Origin of the sequence: Myroides sp. NP-2, from assembly GCF_014145665.1 — a bacterium.
Lineage (GTDB): Bacteria > Bacteroidota > Bacteroidia > Flavobacteriales > Flavobacteriaceae > Flavobacterium.
The window spans coordinates 57,573-69,716 of record NZ_JACHTD010000012.1; the positions used below are offsets into that span (position 1 = coordinate 57,573).

11 protein-coding genes are annotated in these 12,144 nt (G+C 38.9%); 10 read left to right on the plus strand and 1 reads right to left on the minus strand.

The features are described 5' to 3' along the window. The first annotated feature begins 89 nt into the window (after window positions 1-89). The 5 genes from H4K35_RS12175 to H4K35_RS12195 all read left to right on the plus strand — a co-directional run bounded on the left by H4K35_RS12175 (window position 90) and on the right by H4K35_RS12195 (window position 6,740). On the plus strand, window positions 90-1,721 hold the full coding sequence (locus H4K35_RS12175; RefSeq protein ID WP_182628241.1) for an ABC-F family ATP-binding cassette domain-containing protein: 1,632 nt from the start codon (window positions 90-92) through the stop codon (window positions 1,719-1,721). A 257-nt stretch (window positions 1,722-1,978) separates the two neighbouring features. Next, window positions 1,979-3,373: a TolC family protein gene (locus H4K35_RS12180; RefSeq protein ID WP_182628242.1), complete on the plus strand. Its 1,395-nt coding sequence runs from the start codon at window positions 1,979-1,981 to the stop codon at window positions 3,371-3,373. A gap of 12 nt (window positions 3,374-3,385) precedes the next feature. Continuing rightward, a complete protein-coding gene (locus tag H4K35_RS12185; protein ID WP_182628243.1) occupies window positions 3,386-4,372 on the plus strand; it encodes an HlyD family secretion protein in 987 nt (328 codons plus the stop codon). Between the two features lie 12 nt (window positions 4,373-4,384). Further along, complete coding sequence (locus tag H4K35_RS12190) at window positions 4,385-5,551, plus strand: ABC transporter permease (RefSeq protein WP_182628244.1); 1,167 nt, start codon at window positions 4,385-4,387, stop codon at window positions 5,549-5,551. After that, entirely contained in the window at window positions 5,541-6,740 is a 1,200-nt protein-coding gene (locus H4K35_RS12195) for an ABC transporter permease (RefSeq protein WP_255492459.1), read from the plus strand. The genes H4K35_RS12190 and H4K35_RS12195 overlap by 11 nt, the downstream gene beginning before the upstream one ends. A 26-nt stretch (window positions 6,741-6,766) precedes the next feature. On the opposite strand, the gene H4K35_RS12200 is transcribed toward H4K35_RS12195, so the two are convergent. Continuing rightward, window positions 6,767-7,606, minus strand: a complete 840-nt coding sequence (locus H4K35_RS12200; RefSeq protein WP_182628245.1) for a hypothetical protein — start codon at window positions 7,604-7,606, stop codon at window positions 6,767-6,769. Between the two features lie 63 nt (window positions 7,607-7,669). On the opposite strand from H4K35_RS12200, the gene H4K35_RS12205 reads away from it, so the two are divergent. The 5 genes from H4K35_RS12205 (at window position 7,670) to H4K35_RS12225 (ending at window position 12,140) form a co-directional block, all read left to right on the plus strand. After that, complete coding sequence (locus H4K35_RS12205) at window positions 7,670-8,545, plus strand: PPK2 family polyphosphate kinase (RefSeq protein ID WP_182628246.1); 876 nt, start codon at window positions 7,670-7,672, stop codon at window positions 8,543-8,545. Window positions 8,546-8,720: 175 nt separating this feature from the next. After that, window positions 8,721-10,100: an MATE family efflux transporter gene (locus H4K35_RS12210; RefSeq protein ID WP_182628247.1), complete on the plus strand. Its 1,380-nt coding sequence runs from the start codon at window positions 8,721-8,723 to the stop codon at window positions 10,098-10,100. Between the two features lie 5 nt (window positions 10,101-10,105). Next, on the plus strand, window positions 10,106-10,351 hold the full coding sequence (locus tag H4K35_RS12215; RefSeq protein WP_182628248.1) for a hypothetical protein: 246 nt from the start codon (window positions 10,106-10,108) through the stop codon (window positions 10,349-10,351). 297 nt (window positions 10,352-10,648) lie between these two features. Further along, the gene (locus H4K35_RS12220; protein WP_255492460.1) at window positions 10,649-11,890 is read left to right on the plus strand and encodes an MFS transporter; all 1,242 of its coding nucleotides are present in this window, start codon (window positions 10,649-10,651) and stop codon (window positions 11,888-11,890) included. A gap of 28 nt (window positions 11,891-11,918) precedes the next feature. After that, on the plus strand, window positions 11,919-12,140 hold the full coding sequence (locus H4K35_RS12225; protein ID WP_182628249.1) for a hypothetical protein: 222 nt from the start codon (window positions 11,919-11,921) through the stop codon (window positions 12,138-12,140). The last annotated feature ends 4 nt before the right edge of the window (window positions 12,141-12,144 follow it).

The following is a 12,144-nucleotide window of genomic DNA, read 5'->3' on the forward strand; positions in this document are numbered from 1 at the left end:
TTTTCACTTTTTCAAAACCATCGGCAATAAATATCCCGATCTAAAACAAACAAATACTATATTTGCAGCTGTTTTTAATAAAATACAATATGATAACAGTTAATGATGTTGCTGTGCAATTTGGTAGTACAACACTTTTTAGTGGTGTGAGTTTCTCTATTAATGAAAATGACAAGATTGCCTTAATGGGTAAAAACGGTGCAGGTAAATCCACGTTACTTAAAATTGTAGCGGGAGTAAACAAGCCTTCTTCTGGTGTTGTAGCGGCTCCGAAAGAAGCGGTAATTGCCTATTTGCCTCAGCATTTATTAACGGCTGATGATTGTACTGTTTTTGAAGAAACGTCTAAAGCTTTTGCTCAAATTTTTTCTATGAAAAATGAAATTGAGCAAATCAATGAAGAATTGACGGTGCGTACCGATTACGAGAGTGATGCGTATATGAAGTTAATCGAACGCGTATCGGAACTCAGTGAAAAGTTCTATTCAATTGAAGAAGTCAACTACGAAGCAGAAGTAGAAAAAGTATTGAAGGGATTGGGATTCCTTCGCGAAGATTTTACACGACCAACTTCAGAATTCAGCGGGGGATGGAGAATGCGCATTGAGTTGGCGAAAATTTTATTGCAAAAACCAGATTTAATTTTACTTGATGAGCCGACCAACCACATGGATATTGAGAGTATCCAATGGTTAGAAGACTTCCTATTGACACAGGCCAAAGCTGTAATGGTTATTTCCCATGACCGTGCTTTCGTCGATAATATCACCAATCGCACTATTGAAGTGACCATGGGTAAAATCTACGATTACAAGGCGAAGTACTCTGATTATTTAGTATTGCGTCAAGACCGCAGAGCCCATCAGTTAAAAGCCTATGAGGAGCAACAGAAAATGATTGCTGAAACAACCGAATTTATCGAGCGTTTTAAAGGAACTTATTCCAAAACCTTGCAAGTGCAATCGCGCGTGAAGATGTTGGAAAAATTGGAGATTATTGAGGTGGATGAGGTAGATAATTCAGCTCTGCGCTTGAAGTTTCCACCAGCGGCGCGCTCAGGGCAATATCCTGTAACCGTTACTGAAATGGGAAAAACCTATGGGGATCACGTGGTGTTTCAGGATGCAAATATGGTAGTAGAACGCGGGCAGAAAGTAGCTTTTGTAGGAAAAAATGGAGAAGGAAAGTCTACGATGATCAAGGCAATTATGGGAGAAATCGATTATACGGGATCAATTGAATTAGGACATAATATTCAAGTGGGATATTTCGCCCAGAATCAGGCCTCTTTGCTCGATGGGGATTTAACGATTTTCGAAACAGTTGACCGCATTGCAGAAGGAGATATCCGCACGCAAATTAAGAACATCTTGGGGGCTTTTATGTTTTCTGGAGACGATATTCAAAAGAAAGTAAAAGTGCTTTCCGGCGGTGAAAAAACGAGGTTAGCTATGGTTAAGTTATTGCTTGAACCATATAATTTGCTTATACTGGATGAGCCTACCAACCACTTGGATATGAAAACAAAAGACATTATCAAAGCGGCGTTGAAAGACTTTGAAGGAACCGTGATCCTCGTATCACACGACCGTGATTTCTTAGATGGTTTGGCAGAAAAAGTATTTGAATTTGGCAATAAACGCGTGAAAGAACACTTTGAGGACATTAAAGGATTCTTGGCGCACAAGAAAATGGAAAGCTTACGCGACATCGAAAAATAAAAAAATCAACTATTTTTAGTAATATCCCTTCTTTAAAAAAGCTTCTTGGCATATGTTTTGCGAGCTTTCTTATAGAAGGGTTTTTTTATGCTTTTCCATGAAAAGTTCCTAGTTGAAGTGCCTTTTCACCCTTCCTTATACTTCTGGATTTCAAGGATAGTGTTATATTTGTAAAACGATTAAAAATAGTGCTTTATAAAGTGAAAAAGATTGTATATTTATTGAAGCATTTATGTGTAATTAACAACATTAAGTGAATGAAAAGAATAAACTTGAAACGTTTTTTTCTACTTCTCGGGGGAACTTTATTTTGCTTTTCTATTTCGAATGCGAGTTATGGACAAAGCTTGTCTTTTTCCGAAGCTTTGCGTGTGATGAATGAAGAGAATAGCTTGATTAAGGCGATGGAAAAACAAGAAGAAGTACACCAATATGAATGGAAAGCTATGAAAGGTTTGCGTTCGCCAACGGTAAAAGCGTTTGGAATGGGACTCTATATGGACCGCTCCTTGGGCTTGGACTTCAATGGTCTTCGAAATCAAGTCGGGGATTTTGTTCATTTACCCAACGCAGAGGTATTGGGAAATTGGTCGGTTGACTTCAATAAAAGAGATATGGCTTTTGGAGGGTTCATGGCGACATGGCCTATTTTTACAGGAGGTAAGATTAATGCCGCCGTACAAGCGGGAAAGCTAAAAAGCGAAATTGGCGAGAAAGAACTGGAACAAACCAAAGACAAGCTATTGTCAGAACTCGTGGTTCGCTATTATACGGTTAAACTTGCAGAACGTGCACTCATAGTACGTCAGGATGTTTTAGCAGGTATGAAAAAGCACCAGGATGATGCGTTGAAGTTGGAAGAACAAGGGATGATTGCGCCTGTACAACGCATGGCCGCTGATGTTGCAGTATCGGATGCGAGTCGAGAGTTAGACGCCGCAAAAAAAGATGCAACCTTGGCGCGTTTAGCTTTGGCTAATACCATGGAAGTGGAGGAGGTTACTTCCGATTTGAGCAGTGATTTCTTTGTGCTTCCTCAGATGGAAGCCTTGGACTACTACCAACATGCTGCCGCAGAAAACTATCCCGCACTACAAAAGTTGAGCTTGCAAAAAGAATTAGCTACACAAGGAGTTAAGGCGAAACAAGCTGCAAATTATCCAACGGTAGTGGCTTTTGGTCAAACGGTACTTGCACACAATAATCCCATCAGTGGATTGGATGTACTCTATGACAATAATAAACCGTGGACGGTGGGTATAGGCGTAACCTACACCTTATTTGAAGGACTTCGAAATAGAAATGAAATCAAAGCCGCTAAAGCAACACGTGAAAGTGTAGCCTTATTTGAAGAAAAGGCAAAATCCGATATTAAAATGTTAGTTGCGAAATTGTATCAAGATATTCAAAAGCAACAAGAACAACTCGATAATCTCACTACACAAGAAGCAATGGCAACAGAATACCTGCGCGTGCGCAACAAAGCGTTTATCGAAGGATTTGCCACTTCAACAGAAGTTGTGGATGCAGAGTTGAATTTATCCGCTGTAAAACTAAAAAAGCTTCAAGCGCATTTTTACTATGTGTCGAATGTGGCGTCCCTGTTTGAATACACGGGCTTAAGTAATGAATTTGTCCAATTTGCAAAATAATTTGAAGGTAAGATGAAAAATAAAGTAATAAGTGCAATCGTTGGAATTGTAGTAGTCGTTGTGGTGTTTGCCCTATCGATTTGGTATATAAGTGCTCCACAAGAAAGCTATATTCAAGGACAAGTAGATGCTACGCAAATCAATGTGTCGTCAAAAATTCCTGGTAGAATTGATGCGATACTGGTAAAAGAAGGAGAGCAAGTACAAGCAGGACAAGTGTTGGTACAGATCAGCACACCTGAGATTGATGCTAAATTACAGCAAGTAGAGGCGTTGCGCGCAGCGGCACTTGCTCAAGATGCAAAAGCTAATACAGGAGCTCGAAAAGAAGAAGTTCAAGCGGCATACAACTTATGGCAACAAGCAAAAGCTGGGGCTGACTTTGCACAAAAAACGTATACGAGAGTTGAAAATTTATACCGAGAAAAAGTAATTCCTGCTCAACAAAAGGATGAGGCATATGCCAAATACATTGCAGCTCAAGAAGTTGAAAAAGCAGCAAGTGCAACGTATCAAATGGCTAAAAGCGGAGCGAGAACTGAAGATAAAGCCGCAGCCTTAGCCGTTGTAAATCAAGCGAAAGGTGCCGTTGAAGAAGTCCTAATCTACAAAGGAGAAGGAGAAGTAAAATCCCCACAAGCAGGAGAGGTCTATACTATTATGCCCAACAAAGGTGAAATTGTGAATTCAGGTTATCCTATTGTCAATTTAGTGGATTTATCGGATGTCTGGGTAAACTTTAATATTCGCGAGGATTTAATGCCTAAATTCAAAATGAATGCGAAATTTCATGCCATTGTTCCTGCCTTAGGTAATCAAGAAATTGAATTAGAAGTACACTATATCGCGGTACAAGGAGATTATGCTACTTGGAGCGCAACCAAATCAAAAGGAGATTTTGATATGAAAACATTCTTAATCAAAGCCTATCCTACTCAAAAAGTAGAGGGATTACGACCAGGAATGAGTGCATTAGTGGTAGAGAGTAGTTTGAAATAAAAAAAATAAAACGTGAGTAAAGGTTTTCTATCCCTAGTCAAAGAAGAGTTTAAGCGAATGCTGACAACACCTCGAATTTTGGTGTTGATCTTGGGCATTCCTTTATTGCTGTTTTTTTACTACGGGGCTTTGTTGCAAGAAGGAGTCTCTCGAGACCTACCAGTAACAATACTCGATTTAGATAAAAGTAGTACTTCACGTAAGCTAGCTAGTTTTATTGATGCTAGTGCCGCTATGCAAATTGTATATGATGTAAGCGATGAATTGGAAGGACAAAAAACGGTGCGTAGAGGGGATTCTTTTGCGTTGATTATCATCCCAAAAGATTTTCAAAAAAACGTGCAAAAAGGCGTAAAAACCAATGTTACTTGTTACTACAATGGGCAGTATTTACTACCTGCGGGTTTAATTCAACGCGATTTTCAAACGGCAGCCGGATATTTAGCAGTGGGAGTTCGCACCATCTCATTGCAACAAGGCGGACTGACTCCTAATCAGGCATTGGCTTCGGTTGCTCCAATTAATGTAGAAGAGCACGTGTTGTTTAATCCATACACCAGTTATGAATACTACTTGGGGTTAGCTTTTATGCCCATGGCCCTACAAATCATTATGCTCGTCGTATCCATTTACGTGTTTGGTGTAGATTTAAAATACAGAAAAGGACACGAATTATTAGAACGTGCAAATAACAAAGTATGGATAGTAGCTTTGTCCAAAATTCTACCCTATTCCTTCGTTTTTATGGTTTTGGGGTTCTACATGAATTCCTATGTGTTTTACAAGTTGAGCATGCCTATGAAAGGTAATTTTTGGATGCTCAATCTATTTTTCTTCTTGTTTGTGATTGTTTGTCAAAGCATGGGGTTTTTTCTCGCTTCGGTGATGAACAGTTTGAGAATTGCCTTAACCATTGGAGGGGCTTATGCCGCAGTTGCTTTTTCATTTGCTGGTTATACCTTTCCGCCAGAGGGAATGAGTGGCTTTGTACGCGGAGTAAATTACGTATTTCCCTTCCATTCGTATATGCGATTTGTTGTGAACTACGCCATCCGTGGTATTTCATTTAATGCGGAACAAGCGGGGTATCTAATCGCTTTTGCCGTATTTATTTGTATGGGGTGGATTGGACTGCCTTTTTACTACAAAAAATTACAGAAAGGAGGTTATGATGCTTAAAGGAATGATCGAAAATTTCGCCTTGATACTGGAGTCGTGTAAACGAGAAATAAAAATGATCTTAAAAGATTCAGCTATTGTAATCACTTATTTGGTCTGTGTATTACTGGTGGCTTTTGTGTATTCTTATGTGTATTCCAAAGAAGTTATTACAGAGTTACCTGTGGCGATTGTCAACCAAGATCAATCGAAGATGAGTCATCAGATTGATCGAATGTTGGATGCAACGCCTCAATTGCACGTGGCTATGCGAACAGCGAGTATGGATTTGGCACAAGAGGCATTTTATCAAGAAAAAATAAAAGGTATTATTGTGATTCCCGAGCATTTTGCCCGGGATTTGCAAAAGGGTATTGTGCCAACTATTGGTGCATATTGTGATGCTTCTTATATGTTGTATTACAAACAAACACTAGGTGCAGTGATGCTAACAGCAGGAACTTTAGGTGGACAGGTAGAGGTGAATAAAATGATGGCGAGCGGCATGCCAATGAAACAAGCAAGCGCGAGTAGACGTCCTTTTGATGTAACGGCTAAACCGCTGTTTAACATCAATGGAGGATATGCCACCTTCTTAATGCCAGCTGTGTTTTTGATAGCCATTCAAACACTACAATTAAATGGAATGGGAATATTAGCTGGAACATTGCGCGAGCGCAAGCGATTTTCAGCCACATTTGCGTATGCAACCGGTCGCTTTTCCAATTTCTTTTTGACCATTGGAAGGAGTTTAGCCTATTTAATGCTATCTATGCTGATGATGTTGATTGTGCTAGGTTTTGTTATGCATGTATTTACATTTCCGCAACGCGGGCATATTGGAGAGGTTGTGTTGTTTTTAATTCCTTTTCTGTTATCCGTTACTTTTTTAGGGATGACTTTAGCAAATGTTTTTAAACACAGAGAAGATTCGATTATGACCATCACACTGTTTTCTATTCCAACCTTGTTGATGACGGGATTGTCATGGCCTACAACGGCATTTCCAACGGCAATTAAAGTGGTTTCCTTTTTCGTTCCTTCCACCATCGGAACTAAAGGATTTGTTGCTTTAACTCAGTTTGGTGCGTCTTTACATGATATTAGCGATCTGTTTAGTCAAATGTGGTTGCTGTGTTTGTTCTATTTTATGTTGGCCGTTTGGACCAATTGGCGCTTGAGAAATATGGAGCGTATTCCACAAGAATAATACAAAAATAGGATTGCATAGCAATCCTATTTTTGTATGGTTAATTGATAGATTGACGTAGGTAATTCGGGATTGTCTGGGTCTGTACACAAAAAGAAAGAAACCGCTTTCGGATTGTTTCTATAGGTGGTAATTCCTTCAAATTTTTGATGTGTACTGATTACTTTGGTCTTTTCAACCTTCATCTTCTTCGTGTTAATTTTACCAATAATAGATCCCTTAATCTCACCGTCGGCGTAGGTAGAACCTGTATCTTCCGCAGTAGCGATAAAATAAAGGTCTTGATCCACTAAGACTGCATCAGTAAACCCTGTCTGTACTTGCTCTAATTTAGGTAATTTCATCGGGGTATAGGTAATTCTAAAGTTGTCCAAAATGCTTTCTCCTGTTACTTTGAATACGCCGTTCTCTTGTTTGGGCCCGTTGCCGCGATTGAAAAAGTACCAGGTTTCATTGTCGTATACAACGCCTTCAATATTGAAATCTGCATCGTCTAAATGAGCAAACGCCTTCATGGATTCATACAGTAAATCCAACGATTGTTTACTCACGGGTTCATTGGTCATTTGGTGAACTTCATAAAGCGTTGTTCGGTTTGGTTTGGAACCCGAACCAAATAAATAGTAGTTAATTCCGTCAAAAGCCATCGACTCTAAATCGGGTTTATCGGCTTTGGCAATATTCTCCTGCCCAATATAATCTTCGCTAATCGCTGTTTTGTGGAGCTGTTTGCTAGGAATATCATAGTGATACAAGTAGGTACTGTCATCGGCAATGAGATGTAATTTGTTTTCTGCATAGTACAAACCAGAGGCAGCACTTATCCCTATAATGTGATAAAGGAATGTTATTGTTAATTTTTTCATGGTCACCTAAATTGAATTTTATAAATTTAATACATACGATTTACTTAACGAATAAATAATGACATGAGTTTTGAACAGCAATACAAAGTTATAGGAAAGACCAAACTAAAGAAATTGAGTACAGTACCCGATTTTGAGATGAATCCCAAAAAGGCAATTCGAAAATTAGAAGAATTGAGTCGGCATTTAAGCAAATTTCAAGAGTTGATGTATGCGCATAATCGCTATAGTTTTCTGATTTGCATTCAGGGGATGGATGCAGCAGGTAAAGACAGTTTGATTCGCGAGGTTTTCAAATCCTTTAATGCTAGGGGGGTGGTCGTACAAAGTTTTAAAAAGCCTACGTCTACAGAGCTAGAGCATGATTATTTGTGGCGTCATTATGTGGCTTTACCAGAAAAGGGAAAGTTTACCGTCTTTAATCGTACGCATTACGAAAATGTATTGGTATCTCGCGTACATCCTGAGATTGTTTTAACTGAGCGTCTACCACAGATCAAAACAACAAAGGAGCTAACAGCAGGTTTTTGGGAAAAGCGCTACCGCGAAATTGTCAATTTTGAAGAGCATATCAGCAACAATGGCGTTATTGTGTTAAAGTTCTTTTTGCACTTGGGAAAAGAGGAGCAGAAGAGTCGCATTCTTCGCCGATTGAGCAAGGAAAAGCACCATTGGAAATTTTCACCAGAAGATGTACGTGAGCGCGAGTTTTGGGAGGATTATCAATCGTATTACGAAGAAACGATCGAACAAACATCAACAACGACCTGTCCTTGGTATGTAATCCCCGCAGATGATAAGGCTTTGTGTCGCTATATTTTTGCTAGTATTTTGTTGGAAGTTACTGAGCGATTGACTGATGTTAGTTTGCCTGAATTACCCGATGCTATCAAAGACAACTTATCTAAATACCGAGAACGCTTGCTGCAGGAAGACTAAATAAATGCAGGATTTTCTACCTTCATTCTTAGTTGCAGATGAAGGGGAACAGAAGTGGGAAGGCAGGCGCTAGGGACTATATATCCTAGGCGATAGCGTATTCTTTTTAAAGAATTTGTTAACCCAACAGAGTCTTTCGTTTTCAAGTCAGTATATTTGCACAAATTTTTAGCAAATGAATCTTTCCATCTATAGCAAGGAGTTTCGATATAATATTCAATTAGCCTATCCTATTATTTTAGCCATGTTAGGACATACTGTGGTTGGAGTAATAGACAATATCATGGTGGGAAAGATTGGACCTACAGAATTAGCAGCGGCGTCACTAGCCAATAGTTTTGTGTTTATCGCAATTTCGTTAGGGGTTGGATTTTCAACCGCTATTACGCCTTTTGTTGCTAAAAGTGATGCTGCAAATGACTTAGAAGGAGGACGTTCAACTTTTGTTAACGGGTTGTTTTTGTGCACTGTTGTAGGGGTTTTGTTGTTTTCGATTATCTTCTTAGCCAAGCCTTTTTTAATCTATATGGGACAACCGGCAGAAGTGACACAATTAGCCAAACCCTTTTTGGATGTTGTCGCATTGTCAATTATTCCCTTAGTAATGTACCAAGGGTATAAGCAATTTGCTGATGGAAAGTCGCAAACGAAAAATTCAATGTATGCGACGTTGATTTGCAATGGGGTGAATTTGATATTCAATTATTTGTTGATTTACGGAATTTGGATTTTCCCTGAATTAGGAATGTTAGGTGCCGCATATGGAACCTTGATTTCTCGTGTGGTGATGATTATTTATATGCATTTTGCCATGAAGAGACAGGCGATGTTTCAGCCTTTTATGTACCAATTGAAATTCAATGAAATTAAAAAAGACGTGGTCAAACAAATCTCAAAAATTGGAATTCCATCAGGGTTGATGAGTTTCTTTGAGGTTGCTCTATTTGTTGGAGCCGTTTGGCTGTCGGGCATGTTGGGTACGGTTTCTCAAGCGGCCAATCAAATCGCTTTGAGTATGTCGTCCATGACCTTTATGTTTGCTAGCGGATTAGGGGTTGCAGCTACAATTCGCGTTGGAAACCAAATGGGATTAAAGAACTATACCTACATGAGAACGGTAGCTCGTTCTATTATGTTGATGGCTTTGGGCATTTATATTCTTTTTGCCTTGTTGTTTGTGTTGTTTAACAACTATATTCCTCTGTTGTTTTTAGATGCAAAGGACGCTACCAATGCCCTGATGAATGAAGAAGTTATTCAAATTGCGGGGCAACTCTTACTTGTAGCGGCTATTTTTCAAATCTCTGATTGTATGCAAGTGGTTACTTTGGGTTCTTTACGCGGTTTACAAGATGTAAATGTTCCGATGATTATTACCTTTGTATCCTATTGGATTGTGGGATTCCCAATGTCCATTTATTTAAGTTTATACACCAACGTTGGAACACCAGGCATTTGGATAGGCTTATTGGCGGGGTTAACCGTCGCCGCCATCTTGCTCTATGCGCGTTTTCACCATATATCGAATCGATTGATTAATACTAATTTAAAATAAAAATCATGCAATTACCTAAATTTGTTCTAGCAGATAATACAGATCACTTAGAAGATATCTTTATTATACACTTGGAGTTTCCTCGTTTTATCATCAACTTAAACACAGACGAAATCGAATTTTTAGAGTCTATTGAAGAGTCAGAAGAGTCAGAAGTAGAAGCGGAAATGGAAACTTTAGTTGTGCAAGCAGGTGAGTTCTACGAGCGAGAAATGGAGCGTTACGTAGCAGGAGAAGAATTAGAAGACTAATTAACATCCTAAAATATACGATAAGAGCAGCAGTTGTAAAAGCGTTTTTTTACAGCTGCTTTTTTATTTTTTGTCTTTTGCATATTAAAAAAATGTCTTTTTGGCACTGGAGCGATTGCAGAACTGTTTTCTTTTTTATGCAACACTTGCAATAAAAGAAAGAATTGATAAATTTCATTCCTTTTTCGGCGTGTTTTCTAGTAAAAAATTACACCCTAGGCGATCGCTGTATTTTGTTGAGGAGAAAAGGAGGGCAGGATAAAAAATACTTACCTTTGCTTACTTCAGATTTAGGTTATGAACAAAATTTTAAGTATTCAACACAAAGTGTTGAACAAAGTCAATAAACAAACGCTCTCTCAACAGACGGTTTACCCAATTTTACTAGCTATTAGTTTTGGACACTTGTGCAACGATTTGCTGCAGGCTATTGTGCCAGCCACCTATCCACTATTGAAAGAAAACTATCAGTTGAGTTTTGCACAGATCGGATTGATTACTTTCTTTTACCAAATGTCCTCCTCGCTTTTACAGCCTTTAGTAGGAAATTATACCGATAAAAAACCCCAACCATACTCTCAAATTTACGGCATGTTGTGCACCACAGTAGGTGTAATATTATTGGCATTTGCCCCTAGTTACCTATGGGTGTTGGTCGCGGTAACTTGTATTGGTATTGGGTCTTCTATTTTTCATCCAGAGTCTTCTCGTGTTTCTTACGTTGCCTCAGGTGGAAAGCGAAGTTTAGCACAATCTATTTTTCAGATTGGTGGAAATACAGGTACGGCCTTAGCACCATTATTGGTGGCTTGGGTGGTTTTACCTAAGGGACAACAGCACTTGCTTTGGTTTGTTGCTGTGGCTATCATCGCTCAGTTCGTATACTATTTTATCGGTACTTGGTATAAAGGTGTTTTAAGCCATGCAGCAACGAAACAGAAAAAGAAAATACGCATCCCTGAGCTATCTGCTTTTAAAGTGAATAGCGCTATTGTGGTCCTCTTACTTTTGATTTTTTCCAAGTATTTCTACGTAGCGAGTATTTCCAGCTATTTCCAGTTTTATACAATGGATAAATTTGGCATAACAGAAGTGCAAGCACAAGTGTATTTGTTTTACTTTTTAATAGCCGTTGCTTTGGGTACTTTGATAGGAGGGTTCTTAGGGGATAAAGTAGGACGCAAATACATCATTTGGTTTTCAGTGTTGGGTGCAGCGCCATTTACCTTGCTATTACCTCACGTGGACTTGGCATGGACGGCCGTGCTCATTGTTGTTATTGGTTTTATTATGTCTTCGGCTTTCCCTTCCATTTTGGTTTATGCACAAGAGTTACTACCAAAGAAAATAGGGATGGTTTCGGGATTGTTTTACGGTTTTGCCTTTGGTATGGGTGGATTGGGTTCAGCCTTGTTAGGGTGGTGGGCCGATCAAACGTCAATTGCTTATATTTATAGCGTATGTGCGTATCTGCCGTTATTGGGGGTAATTGCTTGTTTGTTGCCTAATATGAAGAAAGTTAGGTTTAGAGAAGAATAATTTTGTATCTTAGACTAAATTAAAGTAGATGAACTATAGTATTCTTTTTTATATTGGTATTTTAGTAGCCCTATTGGCTTTGGTATCGTGTAGCAGTAAACAAGCAACAGTAACTTATGCCGATGAATATCAAACGAGTGTTACTGTTTTTCAGGATACGGTGAATCCACAGCTATACTACAACATTGATAAAAATTTACACGTGATCGATAAAGGCACTGAATTACCAACGAGTAGAGGAGCTAATTAAAGTC

Bases quoted from the DNA above. Each gene is read 5' to 3' on its own strand.
- H4K35_RS12175 (WP_182628241.1), top strand. From the start codon at position 90: ATGATAACAGTTAATGATGTTGCTGTGCAATTTGGTAGTACAACACTT.
- H4K35_RS12180 (WP_182628242.1), top strand. From the start codon at position 1,979: ATGAAAAGAATAAACTTGAAACGTTTTTTTCTACTTCTCGGGGGAACT.
- H4K35_RS12185 (WP_182628243.1), top strand. From the start codon at position 3,386: ATGAAAAATAAAGTAATAAGTGCAATCGTTGGAATTGTAGTAGTCGTT.
- H4K35_RS12195 (WP_255492459.1), top strand. From the start codon at position 5,541: ATGATGCTTAAAGGAATGATCGAAAATTTCGCCTTGATACTGGAGTCG.
- H4K35_RS12200 (WP_182628245.1), bottom strand. From the start codon at position 7,606: ATGAAAAAATTAACAATAACATTCCTTTATCACATTATAGGGATAAGT.
- H4K35_RS12205 (WP_182628246.1), top strand. From the start codon at position 7,670: ATGAGTTTTGAACAGCAATACAAAGTTATAGGAAAGACCAAACTAAAG.
- H4K35_RS12210 (WP_182628247.1), top strand. From the start codon at position 8,721: ATGAATCTTTCCATCTATAGCAAGGAGTTTCGATATAATATTCAATTA.
- H4K35_RS12215 (WP_182628248.1), top strand. From the start codon at position 10,106: ATGCAATTACCTAAATTTGTTCTAGCAGATAATACAGATCACTTAGAA.
- H4K35_RS12220 (WP_255492460.1), top strand. From the start codon at position 10,649: ATGAACAAAATTTTAAGTATTCAACACAAAGTGTTGAACAAAGTCAAT.
- H4K35_RS12225 (WP_182628249.1), top strand. From the start codon at position 11,919: ATGAACTATAGTATTCTTTTTTATATTGGTATTTTAGTAGCCCTATTG.